Source organism: Thauera butanivorans, assembly GCF_048398245.1.
GTDB classification, from domain to species: domain Bacteria; phylum Pseudomonadota; class Gammaproteobacteria; order Burkholderiales; family Rhodocyclaceae; genus Thauera; species Thauera butanivorans.
On sequence record NZ_CP183038.1, the window covers coordinates 1,239,080 to 1,265,068 of the forward strand.

General features: G+C 65.8%; 21 protein-coding genes and 1 tRNA gene. 14 read left to right on the plus strand and 8 right to left on the minus strand.

Annotation, left to right across the window (positions count from 1 at the left end; all coding sequences use genetic code 11):
• From secF to queA, 5 genes are all read right to left on the minus strand, one after another.
• Positions 1–933, minus strand: coding sequence for a protein translocase subunit SecF (secF, locus tag ACNQFN_RS05955; RefSeq protein ID WP_418648257.1), 933 nt, complete (start codon positions 931–933; stop codon positions 1–3).
• A 25-nt stretch (positions 934–958) separates the two neighbouring features.
• Complete coding sequence (gene secD, locus ACNQFN_RS05960; protein WP_418648258.1) at positions 959–2,824, minus strand: protein translocase subunit SecD; 1,866 nt, start codon at positions 2,822–2,824, stop codon at positions 959–961.
• Between the two features lie 127 nt (positions 2,825–2,951).
• Positions 2,952–3,275 (minus strand): preprotein translocase subunit YajC, encoded by a 324-nt coding sequence (gene yajC / locus ACNQFN_RS05965; protein ID WP_068636035.1) that lies wholly within the window; start codon positions 3,273–3,275, stop codon positions 2,952–2,954.
• 92 nt (positions 3,276–3,367) lie between these two features.
• Positions 3,368–4,480 (minus strand): tRNA guanosine(34) transglycosylase Tgt, encoded by a 1,113-nt coding sequence (gene tgt, locus ACNQFN_RS05970; protein ID WP_418648259.1) that lies wholly within the window; start codon positions 4,478–4,480, stop codon positions 3,368–3,370.
• Positions 4,470–5,528: a tRNA preQ1(34) S-adenosylmethionine ribosyltransferase-isomerase QueA gene (gene queA, locus ACNQFN_RS05975; RefSeq protein ID WP_418648260.1), complete on the minus strand. Its 1,059-nt coding sequence runs from the start codon at positions 5,526–5,528 to the stop codon at positions 4,470–4,472. The genes tgt and queA overlap by 11 nt, the downstream gene beginning before the upstream one ends.
• Before the next feature lie 110 nt (positions 5,529–5,638).
• Between queA and ACNQFN_RS05980 the strand changes: the two genes are divergently transcribed.
• From ACNQFN_RS05980 to ACNQFN_RS06000, 5 genes are all read left to right on the plus strand, one after another.
• Positions 5,639–5,723: transfer RNA gene (locus tag ACNQFN_RS05980), tRNA-Leu, on the plus strand.
• A 538-nt stretch (positions 5,724–6,261) separates the two neighbouring features.
• Positions 6,262–8,799 (plus strand): nitrite reductase large subunit NirB, encoded by a 2,538-nt coding sequence (nirB, locus tag ACNQFN_RS05985; protein ID WP_418648261.1) that lies wholly within the window; start codon positions 6,262–6,264, stop codon positions 8,797–8,799.
• Positions 8,800–8,818: 19 nt separating this feature from the next.
• Positions 8,819–9,166, plus strand: coding sequence for a nitrite reductase small subunit NirD (gene nirD, locus ACNQFN_RS05990; RefSeq protein WP_068636039.1), 348 nt, complete (start codon positions 8,819–8,821; stop codon positions 9,164–9,166).
• A 28-nt stretch (positions 9,167–9,194) separates the two neighbouring features.
• Positions 9,195–10,007 carry a formate/nitrite transporter family protein gene (locus ACNQFN_RS05995; protein WP_418648262.1) on the plus strand — a complete coding sequence of 271 codons (813 nt, stop codon included), beginning with the start codon at positions 9,195–9,197 and terminating at the stop codon, positions 10,005–10,007.
• A 16-nt stretch (positions 10,008–10,023) separates the two neighbouring features.
• Positions 10,024–11,763: a bifunctional protein-serine/threonine kinase/phosphatase gene (locus tag ACNQFN_RS06000; protein ID WP_068636041.1), complete on the plus strand. Its 1,740-nt coding sequence runs from the start codon at positions 10,024–10,026 to the stop codon at positions 11,761–11,763.
• Between the two features lie 35 nt (positions 11,764–11,798).
• Here ACNQFN_RS06000 and nhaR read toward each other — a convergent pair whose 3' ends face one another.
• Entirely contained in the window at positions 11,799–12,695 is an 897-nt protein-coding gene (gene nhaR / locus ACNQFN_RS06005) for a transcriptional activator NhaR (protein WP_068636042.1), read from the minus strand.
• 145 nt (positions 12,696–12,840) lie between these two features.
• Here nhaR and ACNQFN_RS06010 point away from each other — a divergent pair, with 145 nt between their 5' ends.
• The 4 genes from ACNQFN_RS06010 to tilS all read left to right on the plus strand — a co-directional run bounded on the left by ACNQFN_RS06010 (position 12,841) and on the right by tilS (position 16,385).
• Complete coding sequence (locus ACNQFN_RS06010; RefSeq protein WP_068636043.1) at positions 12,841–13,188, plus strand: HPF/RaiA family ribosome-associated protein; 348 nt, start codon at positions 12,841–12,843, stop codon at positions 13,186–13,188.
• 71 nt (positions 13,189–13,259) lie between these two features.
• Positions 13,260–13,925 (plus strand): Bax inhibitor-1/YccA family protein, encoded by a 666-nt coding sequence (locus ACNQFN_RS06015; RefSeq protein ID WP_418648263.1) that lies wholly within the window; start codon positions 13,260–13,262, stop codon positions 13,923–13,925.
• A gap of 167 nt (positions 13,926–14,092) precedes the next feature.
• Positions 14,093–15,058 (plus strand): acetyl-CoA carboxylase carboxyltransferase subunit alpha, encoded by a 966-nt coding sequence (locus ACNQFN_RS06020; protein ID WP_068636045.1) that lies wholly within the window; start codon positions 14,093–14,095, stop codon positions 15,056–15,058.
• A 4-nt stretch (positions 15,059–15,062) separates the two neighbouring features.
• A complete protein-coding gene (tilS, locus tag ACNQFN_RS06025; RefSeq protein ID WP_418648264.1) occupies positions 15,063–16,385 on the plus strand; it encodes a tRNA lysidine(34) synthetase TilS in 1,323 nt (440 codons plus the stop codon).
• Positions 16,386–16,404: 19 nt separating this feature from the next.
• On the opposite strand, the gene ACNQFN_RS06030 is transcribed toward tilS, so the two are convergent.
• Positions 16,405–17,010: a response regulator transcription factor gene (locus tag ACNQFN_RS06030; protein ID WP_068636047.1), complete on the minus strand. Its 606-nt coding sequence runs from the start codon at positions 17,008–17,010 to the stop codon at positions 16,405–16,407.
• The gene (locus ACNQFN_RS06035) at positions 17,007–18,983 is read right to left on the minus strand and encodes a sensor histidine kinase (protein ID WP_418648265.1); all 1,977 of its coding nucleotides are present in this window, start codon (positions 18,981–18,983) and stop codon (positions 17,007–17,009) included. Before ACNQFN_RS06035 ends, ACNQFN_RS06030 begins: the two co-directional genes overlap by 4 nt.
• 205 nt (positions 18,984–19,188) lie before the next feature.
• On the opposite strand from ACNQFN_RS06035, the gene ACNQFN_RS06040 reads away from it, so the two are divergent.
• The 5 genes from ACNQFN_RS06040 (at position 19,189) to ltrA (ACNQFN_RS06060) (ending at position 25,928) form a co-directional block, all read left to right on the plus strand.
• On the plus strand, positions 19,189–20,193 hold the full coding sequence (locus tag ACNQFN_RS06040; RefSeq protein ID WP_418648266.1) for a TRAP transporter substrate-binding protein: 1,005 nt from the start codon (positions 19,189–19,191) through the stop codon (positions 20,191–20,193).
• Positions 20,194–20,257: 64 nt separating this feature from the next.
• The gene (locus ACNQFN_RS06045) at positions 20,258–20,995 is read left to right on the plus strand and encodes a TRAP transporter small permease (protein WP_083953697.1); all 738 of its coding nucleotides are present in this window, start codon (positions 20,258–20,260) and stop codon (positions 20,993–20,995) included.
• Positions 20,992–22,275 carry a TRAP transporter large permease gene (locus ACNQFN_RS06050; RefSeq protein WP_418648141.1) on the plus strand — a complete coding sequence of 428 codons (1,284 nt, stop codon included), beginning with the start codon at positions 20,992–20,994 and terminating at the stop codon, positions 22,273–22,275. Before ACNQFN_RS06045 ends, ACNQFN_RS06050 begins: the two co-directional genes overlap by 4 nt.
• Before the next feature lie 442 nt (positions 22,276–22,717).
• Entirely contained in the window at positions 22,718–24,088 is a 1,371-nt protein-coding gene (gene ltrA, locus ACNQFN_RS06055; protein WP_418646661.1) for a group II intron reverse transcriptase/maturase, read from the plus strand.
• A gap of 469 nt (positions 24,089–24,557) precedes the next feature.
• Positions 24,558–25,928 (plus strand): group II intron reverse transcriptase/maturase, encoded by a 1,371-nt coding sequence (gene ltrA, locus ACNQFN_RS06060; RefSeq protein ID WP_418646661.1) that lies wholly within the window; start codon positions 24,558–24,560, stop codon positions 25,926–25,928.
• The last annotated feature ends 61 nt before the right edge of the window (positions 25,929–25,989 follow it).

The following is a 25,989-nucleotide window of genomic DNA, read 5'->3' on the forward strand; positions in this document are numbered from 1 at the left end:
TCAGACCACCGCTTCTTCTTTCTCCTTCTTCACCTTCACGAACTGCTCGCGCTTCATGCCGAGCCAGATCGCCAGCGGGCTGGCGACCAGCACCGAGGAGTAGATGCCGAAGCAGATGCCGATGGTCAGCGCCAGGGCGAAGTAGAACAGCGTCTCGCCGCCGAAGATCAGCATCGACAGCACCATCATCTGCGTGCTGCCGTGAGTGATGACGGTACGCGAGATGGTGCTGGTGATGGCATGGTCGACCACCTGCTCGGTGGTGTAGCCGCGCTTCTTGCGGAAGGTTTCGCGCACGCGGTCGAAGATGACCACCGATTCGTTCACCGAGTAGCCCAGCACCGCCAGCGTCGCCGCCAGTACCGCCAGCGAGAATTCCCACTGGAAGAAGGCGAAGAAGCCCAGGATGATGATGACGTCGTGGAGGTTGGCGACGATGGTGGCGACGCCCAGGCGCCATTCGAAGCGCAGCGCCAGATAGACGATGATGCCGATGATCACCAGCAGCAGCGCCATCGCGCCGTCGCTGGCGAGCTCCTTGCCGACCTGCGGACCGACGAACTCGACGCGGCGCAGTTCCGGCGCCGGCGTGTCCATCTTGTGCAGCGTGGCCATCACGCGGTCGGCGATGCCGTTGCTGTCGACGTCGTCGCGGTTGGGCAGGCGGATCAGCACGTCGCGCGCGCTGCCGAAGTGCTGCACCAGGATGTCGGTGTTGCCGTCGGCCGCGAGTGCGCTGCGGATCGGCTCCAGTTGCTGGGCTTCGGCGTAGGTGACTTCGACCAGCGTGCCGCCGGTGAACTCCACCGACAGGTGCAGGCCGCGGGTGGCGATGAAGAACACCGCGAGCAGGAAGGTGGCGAAAGAGATCGCGTTGAACACCAGCGAGTGGCGCATGAACGGGATGTCTTTCTTGATGCGGAAGAATTCCATGATTGTGCGTTCCCTTGTCCCGCGCTCAGTTGCTGTCCGGTTTCCAGACCTGGCCGATGGACAGGCTGTCGATCTTGCGGCGGCGGCCGTAGATGAAGTTGATCAGCATCCGCGACACCAGGATGGCGCTGAACATCGAGGTCAGGATGCCGAGGCAGTGCACCACGGCGAAGCCGCGCACTGGCCCCGAACCGAACACCAGCAGCGCGATGCCGGCGATCAGGCTGGTGACGTTGGAGTCGAGGATGGTGTTCCAGGCGCGGTCGTAGCCGGCGGCGATTGCGGCCTGCGGGCTGGAGCCGTTGCGCAGTTCCTCGCGGATGCGCTCGTTGATCAGCACGTTGGCGTCGATCGCCATGCCCAGCGTGAGCGCCATCGCGGCGATGCCGGGCAGCGTCAGCGTGGCCTGCAGCAGCGACAGCAGCGCCACCAGCAGCAGCAGGTTGGCGGCCAGCGCAATCGACGACACGACGCCGAACAGCGCGTAATACAGGCACATGAACACGGCGATGGCGACGAAGCCCCACAGCGTCGAGTTGAAGCCCTTGGTGATGTTGTCGGCGCCGAGGCTGGGGCCGACGGTGCGCTCCTCGATGATTTCCATTGGTGCGGCGAGCGAGCCGGCGCGCAGCAGCAGGGCGACGTCGTTCGCTTCGGTGGTGGTCATGCGGCCGGAGATCTGCACGCGGCCGCCGCCGATCTCGGTGCGGATCACCGGCGCGGTGACGACTTCGCCCTTGCCCTTCTCGATCAGCAGGATCGCCATGCGCTTGCCGACGCTCTCGCGCGTGACGTCGCGGAAGATGCGGGCGCCGGCGGCGTCCAGCGTCAGATGCACCGCGGGTTCGTTGGTCTGGCCGTCGAAGCCGGGCTGGGCGTCGGTGAGGCGGTCGCCGGTCAGCACGACCTGCTTCCTGACCAGCAGCGGGCCGCCGCCACGTTCCGAATACAGTTCGGTGCCGAAGGGGATGTTGCCCGCCAGTGCCGATTCGAGCGCGCCGGGGGTGTCGTCCACCATGCGCACTTCCAGCGTCGCGGTGCGGCCGAGGATGTCCTTGGCCTTGGCCACGTCCTGCACGCCCGGCAGCTGGACGACGATGCGATCCGCGCCCTGCTGCTGGATCACCGGCTCGGCGACGCCGAGTTCGTTGATGCGGTTGTGCAGCGTGGTGATGTTCTGCTTGATGGCGAAATCGCGCATCGTCTGCTGCGCCTGCGGCGTCAGCGTGGCGACCAGGCGCAGGTCGTCGGCGCCGGCGTCGCGGTCGCTCAGTTGCAGATCGGCGGTGTTGTCCTGGATGGCTCGGCGGCCGGCCTCGCGCTGGGCGGCCTCGCGGAAGCGGATGACGACGGTGTTGCCTTCGCGGCTGATGCCGGCGTGACGGACGTTCTTGTCGCGCATCAGCGTGCGCAGGTCGCCGGTGGTGGAGTCGAGGCGCTTGGTCAGCGCGCCCGGCATGTCCACTTCGAGCAGGAAATGCACGCCGCCGCGCAGGTCGAGGCCGAGGTACATCGGCAGCGCGTGGATCGCGGTCAACCAGGCGGGCGAGGCCGGCAGCAGGTTCAGCGCGACGACGTAGGACGGGTCTTCGGCGTCCGGGTTGAAGGCGCGCTCGATGACGTCCTTGGCGCGCAGCTGGATGTCGGTGCTGGCGAAGCGGGCACGCACGCTGCCGGCGTCGGAGAAGATGCCGTCGTGTTCGATGCCGGCGTCCTTCAGCGCATTGGCGACGCGATCGGAGGCGGCAGCGGGGTCGAGCCTCAGCGTGGCCTTGGCGCTGGACACCTGGACTGCGGGAACCTCGCCGTAGAAGTTGGGCAAGGTGTAGATCAGACCCCACAACAGCACGAGGCCGATCATGAGGTTCTTCCAGAGGGGATAGCGATTCATCGTCGGCGGCAGACAGTATGGTGCCGGGCCGCGACCATCGCCTGGGGCGGTGGCGGGCGGGGCAGCCGGGATTGCGCAAAACCGGGCAAGCCTCTGGGGAGGACACCCGGCTCCACGGCAAATGGGATCAAAGGGACTTCAGGGTGCCCTTGGGCAGCACGGAGGCGACGGCCTGCTTCTGCACCGCGATCACGGTGTTGGCAGCCACTTCGACCTGCACGAAGCTGTCACCGACTTCGGTCACGCGGCCGGCGATGCCGCCACCGGTGATGACTTCGTCACCCTTGGCCAGGGCTTCGACCATGGCCTTGTGTTCCTTGGCGCGCTTCATCTGCGGGCGGATCATCAGGAACCACAGCACCACGAACATCAGGATCAGGGGCAGCAGGCCCATCAGGCCGCCGGTCGGGTCGCTGCCCGCAGCTTGGGCATAGGCATTGGAAATCAGCACGTTGGTTACTCCGGGTTAGCGAAAAAGCGCTCGATTATAGCAGTTGCCGGCGAGTGCTCCGGCCGGGTGAGACGTTGCCGGGCGCGCGGGGTTCAATGCGCGCCTCGTGCGCGTTCCTCGCGGAAGCGGCGCACATGGGCCTCGAAAGCCTGGCCGGCGATGGCTTCGCGCAGTTCGGCCGTCAAGGTCTGGTAGTAGCGCAGGTTGTGCACCGTGTTGAGCATGCTGCCGAGAATCTCGCCGGTACGGTGCAGGTGGTGCAGGTAGGCGCGGCTGAAGTTGCGGCAGGTATAGCAGTCGCAGGATGGATCGAGCGGGCGGGGGTCGGCCTTGTGCACCGCATTCTTGATCTTGACGTCGCCGTAGCGGGTGAACAGCCAGCCGTTGCGTGCGTTTCGGGTCGGCATCACGCAGTCGAACATGTCGATGCCGGCGGCCACGCCTTCGACGATGTCCTCGGGCGTGCCCACGCCCATCAGGTAGCGCGGCTTGTGCTTCGGCAGGCGCGGCGCGGTGTGGGCGAGGATGCGCGCCATGTCTTCCTTCGGCTCGCCAACCGACAGCCCGCCGATGGCGAAGCCGTGGAAGCCGATGTCTTCCAGCGCGCCGAGCGATTCGTCGCGCAGGTCCTCGTACATGCCGCCCTGGACGATGCCGAACAGGGCGTTGGGGTTCTCGAGGCGGTCGAACTCGTCGCGCGAGCGGCGCGCCCAGCGCTGCGACAGCCGCATCGACTTCGCCGCCTCGTCGCGGCTGGCGGGGTAGGGCGTGCATTCGTCGAAGATCATGACGATGTCCGAGTTCAGCACGGCCTGGATCTGCATCGAGATTTCCGGCGTCAGGAACAGCTTTGCGCCGTCGATCGGGCTGGCGAACTTCACTCCTTCCTCGCTGATCTTGCGCAGCGCGCCCAGGCTGAAGACCTGGAAGCCGCCCGAGTCGGTGAGGATGGGCTTGTCCCAGGCCATGAAGCGGTGCAGGCCCTCGTGCGCGCGGATGATGTCCAGCCCCGGGCGCAGCCACAGGTGGAAGGTGTTGCCGAGGCAGATCTGCGCGCCGATGTCGGCGAGCATGGACGGCGTCATCGCCTTGACCGTGCCGTAGGTGCCCACCGGCATGAAGACCGGTGTTTCGACCGTGCCGTGGTTCAGCGTCAGGCGGCCGCGGCGGGCGCCGCCGTCGGTGGTGAGGAGTTCAAACTGCATCGTGTTCGGCGTTTTCGTTGCGGGTGAGGAACATCGCGTCGCCGTAGCTAAAGAAGCGGTAGCGCCGGGCGATGGCGTGGGCGTAGGCACGGCGGATCTCGTCCATGCCGGCGAAGGCGGAGACGAGCATCAACAGCGTGGACTTGGGCAGGTGGAAATTGGTGATGAGCGCATCGACGACCTGGAAGTGGAAGCCGGGCAGGATGAATATCTCGGTCTCGCCGCTGCCGGCGGTGAGCGGGCCGTCCTGCGCAGCGGCCTCCAGCGCCCGCATGCTGGTGGTGCCGACGGCGATGACGCGGCCGCCGGCGGTGCGGGCGGCCGCGATGGCATCGACCGTCTGCTGCGGGATCACGTAGCGCTCGCGGTGCATGCGGTGTTGACCGAGGTCGTCGACGCGCACCGGCTGGAAGGTGCCGGCGCCGACGTGCAGCGTCAGCCAGGCGCAGCGCGCGCCCTTTGCCGCGAGGCGGGCGAGGGTGGCTTCGTCGAAATGCAGGCCGGCAGTCGGTGCGGCGACCGAGCCGGGCTCGCGCGCGAACACGGTCTGGTAGCGGCTTTCGTCGTCGTCACCGGCGGCGCGCTGGATGTAGGGCGGCAGCGGCAGCTTGCCGTGGCGTTCCAGCAATTCGAACAGGCCTTCGCCGGCGGGAAAGCGCAGGTGGTAGAACTCGCCGGCGCGGCCGAGCACCTCGACCTCGAAGGCATCGGCCAGGCGCAGCGTGCTGCCGGTTCTGGGCGACTTGCTCGCGCGTACCTGGGCGAGCGCTTCGTGCGGGCCGACGGCGCGCTCGATCAGCACTTCGACCTGGCCGCCGCTGGCCTTGACGCCGTGCAGGCGGGCATGGATCACGCGGGTGTCGTTGAACACCAGCAGGTCGTTCGGGCCGATCAGCTCGGGCAGATCGGCAAAGTGGCGATCGAGAAGGGGCACGTCCTTGTCCGCGGGCACGACCAGCAGGCGGCTTGCGCTGCGCTCGGCGAGCGGCGCCTGGGCGATCAGTTCCGGCGGCAGGGGATAGTCGAAATCGTTCAGCGTGAGCTGCATGTGATCAGGGGATGATGTTGAATGGAAGGCTGCAGGCGCAGCCTGCGCTCGGCCCTCGGCGTCCTGCTTGCCGCGGCGAGCAGTATTCGTGGATAATGCGCGCCTTCCTTGCCGGGATGGCGGAATCGGTAGACGCAGCGGATTCAAAATCCGCCGCCGCAAGGTGTGTGGGTTCGAGTCCCACTCCCGGCACCATGAATGAAATCAAAGGGCTGCCTGACTCCGGCACGGCGAAAGCCGGCCATTCTAGAGTTTTTGCTGCAAGTTTGCAGCACCAAGCCCGGTTTCCTCCTCCTCTGGCCCATATCTGGTACCACAGCGCTTCGGCGGCATTCGCTGCAGGCGCGAGGATGTCATGGCGCTCAATCTCGAGCGGCATGCACCTGCCATCGAGCGACCCCAGGCACCATTCTGGTGATCCGGGCACCGTTGTAGTGCGTCGGTCGTGGGCGGCCTGAGCCCTTGCTCCCCGGAAACACGCTCATTTCTCCCTGATTTCATTACTGGCACGAGACCTGCTTTATAGCCATTGCTCGCCAGCAACGGCGCTGCGAGCGAGAACCTCCGCCAATGACGGTGGATGCTGGTGGACATGGCCCTGCTTCGGTCCGTGTCGGCCACGGAATCCATCTGATTTCGAACCGCGTTCCGCGGAGGTCTTCATGCTTGCGCCGGGTCGAATCCGCTGCGCCGGTATCGCCAGCCTCCCGGGGCCCGAATGAGTGATACCCGCATGAAGATCGTTCTCGTTGGCCACGGTATGGTCGGCCACAAGTTCCTCGAAGCGCTCCGGCAGTTGCAGTTTCCGGCAGCCGACGTCACCGTGTTGGGCGAGGAGCCGCGTACGGCTTACGACCGCGTACATCTGTCGGATTTCTTTGCCGGCAAGACGGCGGAAGACCTGTCGCTGGTCGAGCCCGGTTTTTTCGCCGACACCGGCTTCGATCTGCGTCTGAACAGCCGTGCGGCGGCCATCGATCGCCGCGCGAAAACGGTGACGACGCAGGACGGTGTCACCCTCTCCTACGACAAGCTGGTGCTGGCCACCGGGTCCTATCCTTTCGTGCCGCCGGTCAAGGGTAGCGACCGTGGGCAATGTTTCGTCTATCGCACGATCGAGGACCTCGAGGCGATGAAGGAGGCCAGCGCGATCTCGCGCAAGGGCGTCGTGGTGGGCGGTGGGCTGCTTGGCCTGGAGTGTGCCAAGGCCTTGCGCGACCTTGGCCTGGAGACCCATGTGGTCGAGTTTGCGCCGCGGCTGATGGCGGTGCAGGTCGACGACGATGGCGGGCGCATCCTGCGCAGCAAGATCGAGGCGCTGGGCGTGCAGGTGCATACCGAGCGCAACACCCTGGAGATCACCGACGGCCGCCAGGCCCGCCACCGGATGGTGTTCGCTGATGGCAGCCATCTGGAAACCGACATGATCGTGTTCTCCGCCGGCATCCGCCCGCGCGACGAACTGGCGCGCCAGAATGCGCTCGCGGTCGGCGCCCGCGGCGGTATCGCGATCGACGACCAGTGTCGCACCAGCGACCCGGACATCTACGCCATCGGCGAATGCGCGGCCTGGCGCGACCAGACTTTCGGTCTGGTCGCGCCAGGCTACGAGATGGCGCGTATTGCCGCGCGCCAGCTTGCGGGTGAGGCCGGGGCGGTTTTCGCCGGCGCCGACATGAGCACCAAGCTCAAGCTGATGGGGGTCGATGTGGCCAGCATCGGCGACGCCCACGGTCGGACGCCGGGCTGTCGCAGCTTCCGTTATACCGACGAATGCAAGCAGATCTACAAGAAGATCGTCGTCAGCGCCGACGGCAAGCACCTGCTCGGCGCAGTGCTGGTGGGCAATGCCGACGAATATGGCACCCTGCTGCAGATGGCCCTGAACGGCATCGCGCTGCCGGAGGCTCCGGAGTTCCTGATCCTGCCGGCAGGGGACGGCAAGGCCCGGCCCGGCCTCGGTGCGCATGAGCTGCCCGACAGTGCGCAGATCTGCTCGTGCAACAACGTCAGCAAGGAGCAGATCTGCACTGCGGTGGCCGAGGGCGCAACCAGCATCGGCGAGATCAAGGCCTGCACCCAGGCCGGCGCCACCTGCGGCGGCTGCGTGCCGCTGGTGACGCAGATCATGAAGGCCGAAATGGCCAAGCTCGGCATGGCGGTAACCGACCACCTGTGCGAGCATTTCCCCCATTCGCGCCAGGAACTGTATCACCTGGTGCGCGTCGGCGGGATCCGCAGCTTCGATGAACTGCTCGCCCGCCACGGCCGCGGTCTGGGCTGCGACATCTGCAAGCCGACCGCGGCCTCGATCTTCGCCTCGTGCTGGAACGACTTCGTGCTCAAGGGCGAGCTTGCCAGCCTGCAGGACAGCAACGACTACTTCCTCGGCAACATCCAGAAGGACGGCAGCTACTCGGTGGTGCCGCGCATGCCCGGTGGCGAGGTGACGCCCGACGGCTTGATCGCAGTCGCCCAGGTGGCGAAGAAGTACGGCCTCTACACCAAGATCACCGGTGGCCAGCGGGTGGACCTGTTCGGCGCCCGTGTCGAGCAGTTGCCGTTGATCTGGGAAGAGCTGATCGCCGCCGGCTTCGAATCCGGCCATGCCTACGGCAAGTCGCTGCGCACGGTGAAGAGCTGTGTCGGCTCGACCTGGTGCCGCTACGGCGTGCAGGACTCGGTGGGCTTGGCGGTCGAACTGGAGAACCGCTACAAGGGCCTGCGCGCACCGCACAAGATCAAGTTCGGCGTCTCCGGCTGCACCCGCGAATGCGCAGAGGCGCAGGGCAAGGACGTCGGCATCATTGCCACCGAGCGCGGCTGGAACCTCTACGTCTGCGGCAACGGCGGCATGAAGCCGCGCCACGCCGAGCTGATCGCCAGCGATCTCGACAAGACCGCCCTGGTGCGTCTGATCGATCGCTTCCTGATGTTCTACGTGCGCACTGCCGACCGCCTGCAGCGCACCAGCACCTGGCGCGACAACCTCGAAGGCGGGCTGGATTACCTGAAGGCGGTGCTGATCGACGATTCGCTGGGCATCGGCGACGAACTCGAGCGCCAGATGCAGCACGTGGTCGATACCTACCAGTGCGAGTGGAAGACCGCGGTCACCGACCCCGGCGTGCGCAGGCGCTTCCGCAGTTTCGTGAACGACCCGCAGCCCGACGCGCGCATCGTCTTCGTCGAGGAGCGCGGCCAGATCCGGCCCGCCCGCGCCGACGAGCGCGTCCCGGCGTTGGCGGCAACTGCCGAACTGAGCACCTGAATCCACCGAGGAACACCCCATGAGTACCAAGAAACCGCGCTGGACCGCCGTCTGCAAAATCGGCGACATCTTGCCCGGCACCGGCGTCTGTGCGCTGGTGGAGGACCACCACGTTGCTGTCTTCCGCCTGGGCGAGGACGGCTTCTACGCCATCGACAACATCGACCCCCGCTCCGGCGCCAGCGTGCTGTCGCGCGGGCTGATCGGGAATCTCGGCGAGCATCTCGTCGTCGCCTCGCCGCTGTACAAGAACCACTTCGACCTGCGCACCGGCGCCTGCCTGGAGGCGCCCGAGCATTCGGTGCGTGCGCACCGGGTGCAGGTGCGCGGTGAAGCGGTCTTCGTTTCCCTTTCCACCCTTTCCTGATCCAAGACCATTTTCCGAGAGGTCCTTCATGGCATACCTGGCTCCTGCCGAATTCGTCACCAAGATGATCGACGCCGGCGAATCCAAACTCCTGATGTCCACCCGCGACACCCTGATCCGTGCCTACATGGCCGGCGCCATCCTGGCATTGGCTGCGGCCTTCGCCGTGTCGGTGACGGTCAACACCGGCAATCCGCTGCTCGGCGCGCTGCTCTTCCCGGTCGGCTTCTGCATGCTCTACCTGCTCGGCTTCGACCTGCTCACCGGCGTGTTCACGCTGGCACCGCTGGCGGTCTTCGACCGCCGGCCCGGCGCCACCTGGGGCGGGGTGATGCGCAACTGGTCGCTGGTGTTCATCGGCAACTTCGGCGGTGCGATCACGGTGGCGGTGTTCATGGCCATCATCTTCACCAACGGCTTCACCGAGGCGCCCAACGCCATCGGCCAGAAGATCGGCCACATCGGCGAAGGCCGCACCGTCGGCTACGCCGAGCACGGCGCGGCCGGCATGCTGACCCTGTTCGTGCGGGCGGTGATGTGCAACTGGATGGTGTCGACCGGTGTGGTCGCGGCGATGATGTCCACCAGCGTGTCGGGCAAGGTGATTGCGATGTGGATGCCGATCCTGGTGTTCTTCTACATGGGTTTCGAGCACAGCATCGTGAACATGTACCTGTTCCCCTCCGGCCTGATGCTCGGCGGCCAGTTCACCTTCATGGATTACATGTTGTGGAACGAGATCCCGACGGTGCTGGGCAATCTGGTTGGCGGCCTCACCTTCGTCGGCGCCACGCTGTACTCCACACACTACAAGACCGCGCCCAAGCGCAAGGTCGCCTGAGCGCCGCCGGCTGCCGATGCGCAAGCCGCCACGCGTATCCGTCGGCCAGCATTCGCTGGTCGGCGCCCATCCCGTCAACCAGGATTTCCACGGCGCCATGCTGCCGGGCGGAAACCTGCTGGCCACCAAGGGCATCGTGCTGGCGCTGGCCGACGGCATCAGCTCGAGCCGCGTCAGCCATCTGGCCAGCCAGACCGCAGTCCACTCCTTCCTGGAGGACTACTACGCCACTTCCGAAGCCTGGACGGTGCGCCGCGCGGCGCAGTGTGTGCTGGGCGCGACCAACGCCTGGCTGCATGGCCAGACGCAGCGCGGCGAGGGCTGCTTCGACAAGGATCGCGGCCATGTCTGCACCTTCAGCGCGCTGGTGCTGAAAGGGCGTGATCTGCACCTGCTGCACGTCGGCGATTCGCGCATCTATCGGCTGCATCCGCAGTCGCTGGAGCAATTGACGGAGGACCACCGGATCCGCCATTCGTCGGTCGAGAGCTATCTCGCCCGCGCGCTCGGCACCAGCCCGCACGTCGAGATCGACTACGCTTGCTGGGAGGCCGAGCGTGGAGAAATCTATGTGCTGGCGACGGACGGGGCCTATGAATATCTCGACGCCACACTCGTCCATCGCGGTATCGCCCGCCATCCCGACGATCTCGATGCAGCGGCCGCGTGGCTGGTGGCGCAGGCGCGCGCGGCCGGCAGCGAGGACGACGCCACACTGCAATTGCTGCGGATCGACGAACTGCCGCAGGACGAAGCGCCAAAGGCGCAACTGCGGCGGGAAGGGCTGGCCCTGCCGTCGGTGCTGACGCCGCGCGCGGTGTTCGAAGGTTTCACCATCGTGCGCGAGCTGCAGGTGAGCGCGCGCAGCCACGTCTTCCTCGCGGTGGATGAGGACAGCGGCCGGCAACTGGTGCTGAAGACGCCGTCGATTGATCTGCGCGGGGATGCGGACTATCTCGACAGTTTCGTGCTGGAGGAGTGGGTGGCGCGTCGCGTCGATAGTCCGCACGTCATCAAGGCCTGGCCGGGCGAGCGCCGGCGTGCTCATCTCTACGTGGCGATGGAGTACATCGAGGGGCAGACGCTGGCGCAATGGATGATCGACCATCCGAAGCCGCCGCTCGACGTCGTGCGCGGAATCGTCGGCCAACTGGCGCAGGGCCTGCAGGCATTGCACGGCCGCGACATGCTGCATCGCGATCTGCGCCCCGAGAACGTGATGATCGATCGCGACGGCACGGTCAAGCTGATTGACCTGGCGAACGTGCATGTCGCCGGACTGGCCGAGGGGTGGCGCGAGCCGGCGCATACCATCCCGCCCGGCACCCTGCAGTACATGGCACCGGAATGCCTGCTCGGCCAGGCGGCCGGCGTGGAGGCGGATCTGTTCTCGCTGGCCGCCATCTCCTACCAGATGCTCTGCGGCCAGCTACCTTACGGCCTGAGCGCAGCGCGCGTAAGGACGCTGCATGATCTGCGCAAGCTGCGCTACGTGCCGCTGCGCCACTTCCGGCCCGAATTGCCGCCGTGGCTGGATGCGGTGCTCGGCAAGGCGCTGCATCCGGTGCCGGCGAAGCGGCAGCAAGTGATTTCGGAGTTCGTGCACGACCTGAGCGCGCCGGATGCGAGTTTCCTGCGATCACGGCGAACGCCGTTGGCGGAGCGCGATCCGGTGCTGTTCTGGAAGTGCCTTTCGATCGTGCTGGCGCTGCTCGTCGTGGCGCTCGTGTTCTACATCGACATGGGGCGGCATTGAGCCGGCGGATGGGTGAGGGCTTCTGTCCGCGCGGCTTACGCCGACTGCTGGCCTTCGTTCGCCGCGGCGCTGATCGCGCGTACCGCAGGGTGGGTCAGCCGGCGCTCCACCGAGATGGCGTAATAGGTTTCGACGACGCCGTCGGCCGTGCCCAGATGCACCATCGCATCCTGGCGGCAGAGCTGCTCGCCGACCGCCTGGGCGCTGGGGAAGATGCCGGCGCCGGCTTCGGCGAAGGCGCGCATCAGCGCGCTGTCGTCGAATTCACCGACGATGTGCGGCTTCAGCCCGGCGGCGTCGAGCCAGCGCAGCAGCGGGCCGCGTACCGCGGCTTCGCTGCCCGGCAGCAGCAGCGGCGCGCCGTTCAGGCTGTGCGGAAAGTCGCTGCTCAGGGCCTCGGCCAGGCTGGGCGCGGCGAAGAAGCCGATGGTCGATTCGCTCAGCTTGTGGCTGTAGCCGCGCACGTCCATGTTCGACGGCATCGGGCCGTCGGCGAGTACGACGTCGAGCTTGTGGATCGCCAGTTCCCCGAGCAGGGCGTCGAACTTGCCTTCGCGGCAGACGATGCGCATCGGCTCGGCCAGCGTCATCGACGGCGCCAGCAGCAGCCAGGCGATCGTCTTCGGCACCACGTCGGCGACGCCGACCCGGAAGGGAACCGCACGTCCGCTGGCGCGGCTGCGGATCGCTTCTTCCAGTTCGTCGCCAAGACGGAAAATTTCTTCGGCATAATCGAGGGCGACGCGCCCGGTGTCGGTCAGCGCCAGCCCGCGCCCCTGGCGCTTGAACAGGCTGACGCCGAGTTCGGCTTCGAGTGTGGCGATCTGGCCAGACAGGGTTTGTGGTGCAAGTCCGGAACGTTCTGCGCCGCGCACGATCCCACCTGCTCGGGCGACGGTCCAGAAGTGATGCAACTGCTTGTAGTTGATCATGGCTGGCTCCCGGGTGTCGTGAATACTTCGAAAAAATCGGATGCATATTCTGTTGAACCGAGATTCTATCGAAGCGTCTGAGGTTTAGTATCCGGCAGGCGTCCAGCCTGGCGGTGATGCGCAACTACCAATAAGGAGACTCGAGATGCGAATCGATCTGCATTGTGAGGGCGTCGAAGCCGCGCCCGTCCTGCGTGATTACGTGACCCGCCGGATGGGCTTCGCAATCGGACGTTTTCGTGACCACATCCAGTGGGCGCGCGTGAAAGTGGCCGACGTCAATGGCCCGCGCGGCGGCCAGGACAAGCGTTGCGTGGTACAACTGCGCCTGCGCAACCTGCCCGACGTGGTGTTCGCCATCACGCAGCTCGACGTCCGCGCTGCGATCGACCAGGCTGCCGAGCGTGTCGCCCGTGTGCTTGCCCAGCGCGTGCGTCGTGTCCAGCGTCCGAACCGGGCCCGCATCGCGTCGATGCAGGTACAGCCGGCCTGACGTCATAGTACTGAGGCCGGGCCATCCCGATACACCCAAAACAAAACCCCCTGACCGGAGGAAGCAAGACCATGGAAAACCGCCTTTCGACGACGACTCGCTCCGAAGCATCGGTGCTGTCGACCAACAAGGTCATTCGCAACACCTACATGCTGCTGTCGCTGACGCTGGCCTTTTCCGCACTGACGGCCGGGCTGTCGATGGCGATGGGGCTGCCGCACCCGGGGCTGATCATCACCCTGGTCGGCTATTTCGGACTGCTGTTCCTGACCAGCAAATTCCGCAACAGCGGCCTGGGCATCCTGTTCGTGTTCGCGCTGACGGGCTTCATGGGCTTCACGCTCGGCCCGATCATCTCGGCCTACCTGTCGCTGCCCAACGGCAGCAGCATCGTGATGCAGGCGATGGCCGGTACCGCAGCGATCTTCCTCGGCCTGTCGGCCTACGCGGTGACGACGAAGAAGGACTTCTCCTTCATGGGCGGCTTCCTGATGGTCGGCATCCTGGTGGCCTTCCTGGCCGGCCTGGGCGCGATCTTCTTCGAGACCCCGGCGCTGTCTCTGACCGTTTCCGCCGCCTTCGTGCTGCTGATGTCGGGCCTGATCCTGTACGAGACCAGCAACATCATCCATGGCGGCGAGACCAACTACGTGATGGCGACGGTGACGCTGTTCGTGTCGATCTTCAATCTCTTCACCAGCCTGCTGCACCTGCTGGGCTTCATGAACAACGACTGATCGCCGGCACTGCCGGAGTCGTGTGCGGGGTGGTTGCCGGAAGGCGGCCACCCCGCTTGTTTTGGGCGTTCAGGCGGGCACCCCGGACATGTTCGTCCGAATGTGATGGGCACGGTCCGGGCCGTGTGGCGCTACAATGGCGCACATTTCTCAGTGGGAACGGTTGGATGAAGACCACTTTTCTGGATTTCGAACAGGCGGTTGCCGAACTGGAAGCGAAGATCGACCAGTTGCGTTTCGTGGCGGACGACCCCGCCGTGGACATCTCCGAGGAGATCGCCCGTCTCGAAGCCAAGAGCCAGTCGCTGACCAAGGATATCTACGCCAAGCTGACGCCATGGCAGATCGCGCAGGTCGCGCGCCACCCTCAGCGGCCCTACACGCTCGACTACGCCCAGCACATCTTCACCGACTTCGAGGAGCTGCACGGCGACCGCGCGTATGCCGACGACAAGGCCATCGTCGGCGGCCTGGCGCGTTTCAACGGCGAGAGCTGCGTCGTCATCGGCCACCAGAAGGGCCGCGACACCAAGGAAAAGATCGCACGCAACTTCGGCATGCCGCGGCCCGAGGGCTATCGCAAGGCGATGCGGCTGATGAAGCTGGCCGAGAAGTTCGGCCTGCCGGTGTTCACCTTCATCGATACGCCGGGCGCCTATCCTGGCATCGGTGCCGAGGAGCGCGGCCAGTCCGAGGCCATCGGCCACAGCCTCTACCTGATGGCCGAACTGCGCGTGCCCATCATCGCCACCATCATCGGCGAAGGCGGTTCCGGCGGCGCGCTGGCGATCGCGGTCGGCGACCAGGTGCTGATGCTGCAATACTCCACTTATTCGGTGATCTCGCCCGAAGGCTGCGCGTCGATCCTGTGGAAAAGTGCCGACAAGGCGGCCGAGGCGGCCGAGACCATGGGCATCACCGCGGCGCGGCTGAAGTCGCTCGGCCTGGTCGACAAGGTCGTCAGTGAACCGATCGGCGGTGCCCATCGCGATCACCGCGCGATGGCGGCGTCGCTGAAACTGGCGTTGGCCGAATCGCTGCGCCAGCTGGAACATCTGTCGCCTTCCGAACTCGTGGCGCAACGCTACGAGAAGCTGATGAGCTACGGCCGCTTCAAGGAACAGGCGGCCTGAAGCCATGTTGCCGGAGGCCGCTTCCCGCAGCTTGAAGGCAGCGGGAGTCGGCCCGGGCGCGCGGCTGTGCTGCGCGCTGTCGGGCGGCGTCGATTCGGTCGTGCTGCTCCATGTCCTGCATGTCCTGGCGCCGCGCCTGGGGTTTTCCCTTCAGGCCGCCCACGTCCATCATGGCCTCAGCCCGAACGCGGATGCGTGGGCCGAAGCCTGCGGGCGGCTCTGCGCACAGTTGCAGATTCCCTTCTCCTCGTTCCGCGTGACCGTGCCGCGCGACGATGCCGCCGGGCTCGAAGCCGCCGCCCGGCGCGAGCGCCATGCGGCGCTCGATGGCGTCGATTGTGACTGGCTGGCGCTGGGCCACCACCTCGACGACCAGGCCGAAACCTTGCTGTTCCGGTTGTTGCGGGGCAGCGGCGTGCGCGGTGCGGCGGCGATGGCGGCATGCGAGCCGCCGCAGGCCGGCCGGCCTGGGCGGCTGCGGCCGCTGCTCGACTGCCGCCGTGCCGGGATCGAAGCCTGGGCGCGGAGCCACGGGCTGAGCTGGGTCGAGGACGAAAGCAACGCCGTGCTGGATTACCGCCGCAATCATCTGCGCCATCGCGTGCTGCCGGTGATCGGTGAGCGCTTTCCGGCGGCAACTGCGACGCTGGCGCGGGCGGCAGGGCATTTCCGCGAGGCGAGCGATCTGCTCGACCAGCTTGCCGAACTGGATCATGCCGCCTGCGGTGGGCGGGCGCTGAAGCGCGAGCGCCTGCTGGCCCTGCCCGATGCCCGCATCGCCAATCTGCTGCGCTGGCTGGCGCGGCGGCAGGGCTTCCGTGCGCCCGGTCAGGTTCGGCTGGGCGAAGCGCTGCGCCAGTTGCGTGCGGTGCCGGCTTCCCGTCCATTGCGCCTCGAACTGGGCGATCTGGCCTGCTGCATCTACCGGGGCGAACTGTGGCTGGAGGAGAATTTCGCCGGCCGTCCGCAGCCGCAGCTCTGGCAGGGCGGCGCCCGCCTGCCGTGGGGGACGGGCAGCGTCGATTTCCGTCCCGCGGTCGGTGCAGGCATCGCCCGTGCCGCAGTCGATGGCCTGGCGCCGGTCGTGCTGGATGCGTATCGGTCCGGCCTGCGCATGCGCCTGGGCATGGGGCGGCCGCGGCGCAGCTTCAGGAAGCTGTGCCAGGAAGCGGGGATTCCGGCCTGGATGCGCGAGCGCTTGCCCGTGCTGTGGATCGGCGGCGAAGCGGCCTGGATCGGCGGCATCGGTGTCGCCGCGGACTTCGCCTGCGAGGCCGGTGGCGCCGGCCTGGTGCCGGAGTGGAGGCCGGGGGGAGAAAGCCGGTGACAACCGGCCCGCAGCAGCTTCAGTCGCGCAGGTCGGTCAGGATCTGTACCAGTTCCACCGCCGAACGGACGGCCATCTTGTCGAAGATGCGGGAGCGGTGCGCTTCGACCGTGCGCATCGAGATCGAGAGCTCGTCGGCGATGACCTTGTTGTACTTGCCTGCCAGGATCAGGTCCATGACTTCGCGTTCGCGCTGCGTCAGCGTCGCCAGCCGGGCTTCGATCGCTTCGCGGCCGGCCGCGGCGCGCAGGCGTTCGGCATCGAGCGCGAGCGCCTTTTCCACCAGTTCGACCAGATCGTGGTCGTTGAAGGGTTTCTCGATGAAATGGAACGCGCCTTTCTTCAGCGCGGCCACCGCCATCGGCACGTCGCCATGGCCGGTGATGAAGATCACCGGCAGGCGACAGCCGCGTGCCAGCAAGGCGTCGAAGCATTCGAGCCCGCTCATGCCTGCCATGCGGATGTCGAGGACGATGCAGCCTTGCCATTCTGCCTGCCAGGCGGCGAGGAATTGTTCGCCGCCTTCCCAGGCCCGGCAAGCGACGTTGCGGGTCTTGAACAGCCACTGGAGGGCATCACGGATGGCGTCGTCGTCGTCGATGATGTGCGCGAAAGCCGGGTTCATGCGTTTTCCACGGGGAGCGTCAGGGTGAAGATGGTACCGCTGCCGGGCGTCGTGTCGAAAGTGAGACGGCCGTGGTGAAGTTCGGCGATCGAGCGGCAGATGTTGAGCCCCATGCCCATGCCTTCGCTCTTGGTGGTGAAGAAGGGTTCGAACAGGCGGGCGGCGGTGTCGGCCGGAATGCCGCAGCCGTGATCGGTGACGCGGACCGCGACCGATCGGCCTTCGAGCCGGGTGGTGACGAGGATCTTCCGCTTGGCGGCCGGTGTGTCGCGCATTGCGTCCATGCCGTTGCGCACCAGGTTGACGACGATCTGTTCGATCATCACCGCGTCGGCCGTGACCTGGGGAAGGTCCGGGGCCAGATCGAGGACGAGTTGCATCCGCCGCTTGCGGACGTCGGCTTCGGTCAGGCCAGCGGCGTCGCGCACGACGGCATTGAGATCGAGCGGACCGAGTCGCGGCTCCGAGCGGCGCACGAAGTCGTGCACCCGGCGGATGATCTCGCCGGCGCGGCGGGCCTGGCGCCCGATCTTGCGCTGGATGTCGAGCAGATCGTCGCGGTTGGTGTCGGCTGCTTGCAGGTGGTTCAGGCAACCGTCGGCATAGCTTGCGATGGCGGTGAGGGGCTGGTTGAGCTCATGCGCGAGGGTGGAGGCCATCTCGCCCATGGTGACCAGGCGTGACGTGGCCTGCAGCCGCTCGTTCTGCTGGCGTGCCAGTTCCTGGGCCTGTTTCTGTTCGGTGATGTCGAGGACCGATCCCATCCAGCCGGTGTGGCGGCCGGCGGCATCGATCAGGGGGGCTTCGAACAGCAGCACGTCGACCATCTCGCCATTCTTGCGGCGGAAGCGCAGTTCGATGCCTTCGGGTGTCGAGCCGGTGTCTTCCAGGCGGTCGAGCAGTTGCTGGCGCTGTTCGGTGTGGTTCGGCAGCCAGTAGGGCAGCGGGGGCTCGAGGCCGACCAGTTCGTCGGCGCTGTAGCCGGTCATGCGGCAGAAGGCGGAGTTCACGTAGGTGAGGCGGCCGTCGAGGTCGCGGGCGCGCATGCCGGTCAGCATCGAGTCCTCCATCGCCTTGCGGAAAGCCGATTCGGCGCGCAGTGCGATCTCGGCCTGCTGGCAGCGGGCGAGCTGGCGCCGGAGCTGGGCCACGCTCCAGACGATGACGCCGCCCAGCAGCACGATCGAGGCGGTCAGCAACACGGGGATCCAGCGTGTCTCGGGCCGGTACGCGGTGATCTGCAGGCTCAGGCCGTGGCCGGGCGGCTCGAAGGGAATCTGGTAGTCGAGCTGCGACGACAGCGGTGCGACTTTCGATTTGGCGGCGATCTCGCGCCCGTCGCCATCGAGTACCGCGACCCGGTAGCGCGCCGAGAACCACCAGGGCAGATCGCGGACGACGATGTCGTTCAGCGAGTAGACGCCGGTCACCAGGCCTTTCAGCGCGCTGTCGGACCAGACCGGGATGTGCACTTCGAAGCGATGCTTGCCGTTGCCTCCCGGATAGGGCGGGCCGTAAGTGGGGCGACCGATGTTGCGTGCGAGCTGAAAGGGCGTGTCGGTGAGGGAAGGCTCGGTCGCCTCGTCCGGATTCGGCGCAGGCAGTGGCGGCATGGCGCCGACCAGGGTGCCGTCGGGTGTGCGCCAGAGGATGCGCACCAGCCCCCGACCCTGGGTCAGCAGATGCGCCAGCCGGGCCTCGGTTTGCTGGTGCCGCTGGGGAACGAACAGATCCGGGCCGAGTTGCTGGAGATCCGCTTCGTTGCGATCCAGTTCGAAGCGGAGGTTCTGCTCCATCCACAGCACGTCGCTGATCAGCGTCGATCGTTGCTCGTCGGCGTCGTACTGGCGCGTCAGCCACACGAGTGCGGCGATCGCAGCCAGGAACAGCGGCAGGGCGAAATAGGAGACCCGGCCTACCCAGCGGGCGCGTCCGGCCGTGGCCTGGGGGAGGGTGTCGTCGGCGTGGGTCATGAGGCTTGGGGCGTGGAGTCTGTGGATGGATGGAACCCGGCTGGAACTGCGGATTTCCACAATAGAACCTGTTGGCGGGCACAAAGGATACTGATGGGGCTGTGCAGAAAAACTTATCGGTGCAGTCAGCCGCGTTGGGCACCATCGTCCGGCGGGGGAATGGAAACGTCAATATGAACGCTGTTCGTTCGGAGGAGAGAAATCCATGAAGATCCGTGCACTTCTGGTGGGTCTGGTCGCTGTCGGCCTGTCGGCTGCCGCTGTCGCCGCAGACCCGATCGTCATCAAGTTCAGCCACGTCGTCGCGCAGGACACGCCCAAGGGCAAGGCTGCGGAGAAGTTCAAGGAACTGGCCGAGAAATACACCGGCGGTGCGGTCAAGGTCGAGGTGTACCCGAACAGCACGCTGTACAAGGACAAGGAAGAGATGGAAGCGCTGCAGCTGGGTGCGGTGCAGATGCTGGCGCCATCACTGGCCAAGTTCGGTCCGCTGGGCGTGCGCGAGTTCGAGGCCTTCGACCTGCCCTACATCTTCGACAGCTACGAGGCCCTGCACAAGGTCACCAAGGGTCCGGTCGGCCAGCAGCTGCTCGACAAGCTGGAGCCGCGCGGCATCAAGGGCCTGGCCTACTGGGACAACGGCTTCAAGTCCTTCTCGGCCAACAGCCCGATCACCAAGCCGGAGGATCTGCGCGGCAAGAAGATGCGCATCCAGTCGTCCAAGGTGCTCGAAGAGCAGATGCGCCAGATCAGGGCCTTGCCGCAGGTGATGGCTTTCTCCGAAACCTACCAGGCCTTGCAGACGGGCGTGGTCGACGGCACCGAGAACCCGCACTCCAACCTGTACACGCAGAAGATGCATGAAGTGCAGAAGCACCTGGCGCTGACCGACCATGGCTATCTGGGCTATGCGGTGATCACCAACAAGCGCTTCTGGGACGGCCTGCCCGCCGAGGTGCGCAGCCAGCTCGACAAGGCGATGGACGAGGCGACCGACTACGCCAACCAGATCGCCATGGAAGAGAACGACAAGGCGCTGGAAGCGGTGCGCGCCTCGGGCAAGACCGAGATCCGCGCCCTGAGCGACGAAGAGCGTGCGGCCTTCATCAAGGCGCTGCTGCCGGTGCACAAGAAGATGGAATCGCGCGTGGGCGCGGCGACGATCAAGTCGATCTACGAAGCCACCGGCTTCGATCCGGACAAGTTCTGATCGCTGGCCGGCTGATGCCCTGCTGCGCCCGTCGGGGCGCGGCGGGCCTCATGGGGGAGTCACCATGGTACTGAAACTACTCGATCGCCTGGAAGAGGTGCTGGTCGCCTTCTTCATCGGGGCGGCGACCGTGATCATCTTCGTGGCGGTGGTGCACCGCTACCTGTCCGGGTTCGAGATACCGGGGCTGCAGGACATGCTGCTGGACATCAACCTGGGCTGGGCGCAGGAGCTGTGCATCATCATGTTCGTGTGGATGGCCAAGTTCGGCGCGGCCTACGGCGTGCGCACGGGCATCCACGTCGGCGTCGATGTGCTGATCAACCACCTGTCGGACGCGGTGCGCCAGAAGTTCATCATCTTCGGTCTGCTGGCCGGAGCGCTGTTTACCGGCATCATCGGCACGCTGGGCGCGCACTTCGTGTGGGAGAACGGCATGGCCTACGCGGTGCTGAGCACGCTGGGCGCGGACACGGGCCACTTCTTCGAAGGCCCGGTCACGCCGGACCTGGAATGGCCGACGTGGATCGTGTATTCGGCGATTCCGCTGGGCTCCTACCTGATGTGCTTCCGCTTCCTGCAGGTCACGGCCAGCTTCTGGCGCACGGGCGAGCTGCCGCACCACGACCACGGCCACGTCGACGGCATCGACGAGGAAGGGCACGTGCCGGTCGATGTGAACTACTTCGAAATGGACGACGACCTGCACCCGCACGACCTCAAGCACAAGCACCCGCCGTACGACAGCGACGACAAGCGCAATGGCAGCCATCGCAACGGCGGCCAGGGAGGCAAGCCATGACCGCCGCGATCATCTTCGTACTGCTCACGGTCCTGATGCTCACCGGCATGCCGGTGTCCATTTCGCTGGGCCTGACGGTACTCACCTTCCTGTTCTTCTTCACCGACGTCCCGCTCGAATCGGTGGCGCTGAAACTCTTCACCGGCATCGAGAAGTTCGAGATCATGGCGATCCCGTTCTTCGTGCTGGCGGGCAACTTCCTGACCCACGGCGGGGTGGCGCGGCGCATGATCGACTTCGCCACGGCGATGGTCGGGCACCTGCGTGGTGGGCTGGGCATCAGCTCGGTGTTCGCCTGCGCGCTGTTCGCCGCGGTGTCGGGCTCGAGCCCGGCCACGGTGGTGGCGATCGGCAGCATCATGATCCCGGCGATGATGAAGGCAGGCTACCCGAAGCCGTTCGGTGCGGGCGCGGTCGCCTCGGCCGGGGGCCTCGGGGTGCTGATCCCGCCCTCGATCGTGATGGTGATGTACGCGGTGTCGACCAACAGCTCGATCGGCGCGCTGTTCATGGCCGGCGTCATCCCGGGGCTGCTGTGCGCATTCATGCTCGGCTTCACTACCTGGTGGGTGGCGCGCAAGGGCGACTTTCCGCGCGAACCCAAGCGCAGCTTCGCTGACGTGTGGGTGGCGTTCCGGCGGGCGATCTGGGGGCTGGCGCTGATCATCGTGGTGATGGGCGGGATCTACTCGGGCATGTTCACGCCGACCGAAGCGGCGGCGATGAGCGCGATGTACGCGTTCTTCATCGCGATCTTCGTGTACAAGGACCTGAAGCTGTCGGACGTGCCGAAGGTGCTGCTCAATTCGGCCAACATGAGCGCGATGCTGCTGTACATCATCACCAACGCGGTGCTGTTCTCGTTCATCCTGACCAACGAGCAGATTCCGCAGGGGATCGCGCAGTGGATCATGGACTCGGGGATGGGGATGATCGGGTTCCTGATCGCGGTCAACATCCTGCTGCTGGTGCTGGGCAGCTTCATGGAGCCCTCGTCGGTGATCCTGATCACGGCGCCGATCCTGTTCCCGATCGCGATGACGCTGGGGATCGACCCGATCCACTTCGGCATCATGATCACGGTGAACATGGAGATCGGTCTGATCACGCCGCCGGTGGGGCTGAACCTGTACGTCGCGAGCGGCATCAGCAAGCTGGGGCTCACGGCGATGGCCAAGGCGGTGTGGCCGTGGCTGGTGACGATGCTGGTGTTCCTGATGTTGATCACCTACGTGCCCATCATCTCCACCTGGCTGCCAACCGCGCTTGGAATGATGTAGGCGACTGACGCAGCAAGCGAGGAGCGACGAAGCCCGGCGATGAGCCGGGCTTCGTCTTTCGTGTGCGCCCAGCATGGGCGCCCTCCTGCGGGTGCAAGTCCCGCCGTAAGTTGATCACAGCGAACGAAGTGAAGCGCAACTGCGTGAGGGTGACCGAGCGTGGGGAGGAAGCGTGGAGCATAAGCTGCGAGCCGATGGACAAGAATCGGATAGAAGGCGCTGCGGAGCAGGGCGAGCGAGCACGTAATCGCGAAGCTCTCGTGATCAAGGCGAAGTGGCGTAGATCCGGCGGTTGTGCAGCGAAGGAGTGCGTTCTTACCTGGGGAGGTCTCGCCTTGTGCCTGAAAGGGCGACGGCGCTTAACCGGAGCGAGAAGTCAGCAGAGGCCGTAGTAGCCGCTGGTTTGGGGCGAAGGGCCGAACGAGTAGGAGGGCCGAAGGCCGTGTTGCTCGGACGTGAAGTGCATCAGAAGCTCGGGGAGCCGGGGCGCAATGCGGGAGGGCTCGGTGAAGCCGCGTCCGAAGCAGTGCGTGATGAAGCACGGACGGCGCGGCATGGAACTGGAAGCCCGGGGCGAGATGACCTGCTTGCGCAGGTGCTCGCGAGCGCGAACATGGAGGCGGCGTGGAAACGCGTCAAATCCAATCGCGGCAGTGCTGGGGTGGATGGGTTGTCGATCACCGAGACGGCGGAGCAACTGAGAGCGCACTGGCCCCGGATTCGGGAATCCTTGCTGGATGGCAGCTACCGGCCCCTGCCGGTGCGCCGTGTCCAGATCCCGAAGCCCGATGGTGGGGTGCGCGAATTGGGGATTCCGACGGTGACGGATCGGCTGATCCAGCAAGCCCTGCTGCAAGTCTTGCAGCCCAGGATTGATCCAACGTTCTCTGAACACAGCTACGGCTTCCGGCCGGGACGCCGTGCCCACGACGCGGTGCTCGATGCACAGCGCTACGTGCAGGACGGTTACCGGGTGGTGGTCGATGTGGATCTGGAGAAATTCTTCGATCGAGTCAATCACGACATCCTGATGGAACGGTTGTCGAGGCGAATCGAGGACAAGGCCGTGCTGCGGCTGATCCGTCGTTACCTCGTGGCCGGGATCATGGATGGCGGCGTGGCCATGGCGCGCTACGAGGGGACGCCGCAAGGCGGCCCACTGTCGCCGCTGCTGGCCAATGTGCTGCTTGACGAGGTGGATCGGGAACTGGAGCGACGGGGCCACCGTTTCGTTCGCTATGCCGACGACTGCAATGTATATGTACGCAGTGGTCGCGCAGGCGAACGGGTGCTGGCGGGCCTGACCAAGCTCTACGAACGACTTCACCTGAAGGTCAATGACGCCAAGACGGCCGTTGCGCCGGCCTCGGGCCGCAAGTTTCTGGGCTACGCCTTCTGGTACGGCCCGGGCGGACAGGTCAAGTGCAGGGTGGCCGACAAGGCGCTCAAGACCTTCAAGCAACGCATCCGGCAATTCACGCGTCGCTCGGGTGGGCGCAACCTGACCGAGATTGCCGAACGGCTGCGGGCCTACATGCCGGGCTGGAAGACGTACTTCCAGCTTGCGCAGACACCCAAGGTGTTCCGCAAACTCGACAAGTGGATAAGACACCGGCTGCGTGCGGTGCAGCTCAAGCACTGGCGTCGGGGTACGACGATGTACCGGGAGTTGAAAGCGATGGGCGCCTCGGAAGAGGATGCCCGCAAGGTGGCGGCGAACAGTCGGTGCTGGTGGCGTAACAGCCGCATGCGATTGAACCGCGCGATGCCTGTCGCTTACTTCGACCGACTCGGCGTCCCTCGGCTCTCATAACCTCAACGACTCGAACCGCCCGGTGCGGACCCGCATGCCGGGTGGTGTGGGAGGGGTCGGCCGGGTAAGCTGGCCGCCCCTATCCCGATGTGCGCCCAGCATGGGCGCCCTCCTGCGGGTGCAAGTCCCGCCGTAAGTTGATCACAGCGAACGAAGTGAAGCGCAACTGCGTGAGGGTGACCGAGCGTGGGGAGGAAGCGTGGAGCATAAGCTGCGAGCCGATGGACAAGAATCGGATAGAAGGCGCTGCGGAGCAGGGCGAGCGAGCACGTAATCGCGAAGCTCTCGTGATCAAGGCGAAGTGGCGTAGATCCGGCGGTTGTGCAGCGAAGGAGTGCGTTCTTACCTGGGGAGGTCTCGCCTTGTGCCTGAAAGGGCGACGGCGCTTAACCGGAGCGAGAAGTCAGCAGAGGCCGTAGTAGCCGCTGGTTTGGGGCGAAGGGCCGAACGAGTAGGAGGGCCGAAGGCCGTGTTGCTCGGACGTGAAGTGCATCAGAAGCTCGGGGAGCCGGGGCGCAATGCGGGAGGGCTCGGTGAAGCCGCGTCCGAAGCAGTGCGTGATGAAGCACGGACGGCGCGGCATGGAACTGGAAGCCCGGGGCGAGATGACCTGCTTGCGCAGGTGCTCGCGAGCGCGAACATGGAGGCGGCGTGGAAACGCGTCAAATCCAATCGCGGCAGTGCTGGGGTGGATGGGTTGTCGATCACCGAGACGGCGGAGCAACTGAGAGCGCACTGGCCCCGGATTCGGGAATCCTTGCTGGATGGCAGCTACCGGCCCCTGCCGGTGCGCCGTGTCCAGATCCCGAAGCCCGATGGTGGGGTGCGCGAATTGGGGATTCCGACGGTGACGGATCGGCTGATCCAGCAAGCCCTGCTGCAAGTCTTGCAGCCCAGGATTGATCCAACGTTCTCTGAACACAGCTACGGCTTCCGGCCGGGACGCCGTGCCCACGACGCGGTGCTCGATGCACAGCGCTACGTGCAGGACGGTTACCGGGTGGTGGTCGATGTGGATCTGGAGAAATTCTTCGATCGAGTCAATCACGACATCCTGATGGAACGGTTGTCGAGGCGAATCGAGGACAAGGCCGTGCTGCGGCTGATCCGTCGTTACCTCGTGGCCGGGATCATGGATGGCGGCGTGGCCATGGCGCGCTACGAGGGGACGCCGCAAGGCGGCCCACTGTCGCCGCTGCTGGCCAATGTGCTGCTTGACGAGGTGGATCGGGAACTGGAGCGACGGGGCCACCGTTTCGTTCGCTATGCCGACGACTGCAATGTATATGTACGCAGTGGTCGCGCAGGCGAACGGGTGCTGGCGGGCCTGACCAAGCTCTACGAACGACTTCACCTGAAGGTCAATGACGCCAAGACGGCCGTTGCGCCGGCCTCGGGCCGCAAGTTTCTGGGCTACGCCTTCTGGTACGGCCCGGGCGGACAGGTCAAGTGCAGGGTGGCCGACAAGGCGCTCAAGACCTTCAAGCAACGCATCCGGCAATTCACGCGTCGCTCGGGTGGGCGCAACCTGACCGAGATTGCCGAACGGCTGCGGGCCTACATGCCGGGCTGGAAGACGTACTTCCAGCTTGCGCAGACACCCAAGGTGTTCCGCAAACTCGACAAGTGGATAAGACACCGGCTGCGTGCGGTGCAGCTCAAGCACTGGCGTCGGGGTACGACGATGTACCGGGAGTTGAAAGCGATGGGCGCCTCGGAAGAGGATGCCCGCAAGGTGGCGGCGAACAGTCGGTGCTGGTGGCGTAACAGCCGCATGCGATTGAACCGCGCGATGCCTGTCGCTTACTTCGACCGACTCGGCGTCCCTCGGCTCTCATAACCTCAACGACTCGAACCGCCCGGTGCGGACCCGCATGCCGGGTGGTGTGGGAGGGGGCGGC

Excerpts from the sequence above, each read along its gene's own strand:
- queA (WP_418648260.1), bottom strand. The coding sequence starts at position 5,528 with ATGCAGCTCACGCTGAACGATTTCGACTATCCCCTGCCGCCGGAACTG.
- secF (WP_418648257.1), bottom strand. The coding sequence starts at position 933 with ATGGAATTCTTCCGCATCAAGAAAGACATCCCGTTCATGCGCCACTCG.
- ACNQFN_RS06020 (WP_068636045.1), top strand. The coding sequence starts at position 14,093 with ATGAAGACCACTTTTCTGGATTTCGAACAGGCGGTTGCCGAACTGGAA.
- tilS (WP_418648264.1), top strand. The coding sequence starts at position 15,063 with ATGTTGCCGGAGGCCGCTTCCCGCAGCTTGAAGGCAGCGGGAGTCGGC.
- ACNQFN_RS06050 (WP_418648141.1), top strand. The coding sequence starts at position 20,992 with ATGACCGCCGCGATCATCTTCGTACTGCTCACGGTCCTGATGCTCACC.
- ACNQFN_RS06010 (WP_068636043.1), top strand. The coding sequence starts at position 12,841 with ATGCGAATCGATCTGCATTGTGAGGGCGTCGAAGCCGCGCCCGTCCTG.
- ACNQFN_RS06000 (WP_068636041.1), top strand. The coding sequence starts at position 10,024 with ATGCGCAAGCCGCCACGCGTATCCGTCGGCCAGCATTCGCTGGTCGGC.
- ACNQFN_RS06030 (WP_068636047.1), bottom strand. The coding sequence starts at position 17,010 with ATGAACCCGGCTTTCGCGCACATCATCGACGACGACGACGCCATCCGT.
- secD (WP_418648258.1), bottom strand. The coding sequence starts at position 2,824 with ATGAATCGCTATCCCCTCTGGAAGAACCTCATGATCGGCCTCGTGCTG.
- ACNQFN_RS06035 (WP_418648265.1), bottom strand. The coding sequence starts at position 18,983 with ATGACCCACGCCGACGACACCCTCCCCCAGGCCACGGCCGGACGCGCC.
- nirB (WP_418648261.1), top strand. The coding sequence starts at position 6,262 with ATGAAGATCGTTCTCGTTGGCCACGGTATGGTCGGCCACAAGTTCCTC.
- ACNQFN_RS05995 (WP_418648262.1), top strand. The coding sequence starts at position 9,195 with ATGGCATACCTGGCTCCTGCCGAATTCGTCACCAAGATGATCGACGCC.
- ACNQFN_RS06045 (WP_083953697.1), top strand. The coding sequence starts at position 20,258 with ATGGTACTGAAACTACTCGATCGCCTGGAAGAGGTGCTGGTCGCCTTC.
- tgt (WP_418648259.1), bottom strand. The coding sequence starts at position 4,480 with ATGCAGTTTGAACTCCTCACCACCGACGGCGGCGCCCGCCGCGGCCGC.
- ACNQFN_RS06015 (WP_418648263.1), top strand. The coding sequence starts at position 13,260 with ATGGAAAACCGCCTTTCGACGACGACTCGCTCCGAAGCATCGGTGCTG.
- nhaR (WP_068636042.1), bottom strand. The coding sequence starts at position 12,695 with ATGATCAACTACAAGCAGTTGCATCACTTCTGGACCGTCGCCCGAGCA.
- nirD (WP_068636039.1), top strand. The coding sequence starts at position 8,819 with ATGAGTACCAAGAAACCGCGCTGGACCGCCGTCTGCAAAATCGGCGAC.
- ACNQFN_RS06040 (WP_418648266.1), top strand. The coding sequence starts at position 19,189 with ATGAAGATCCGTGCACTTCTGGTGGGTCTGGTCGCTGTCGGCCTGTCG.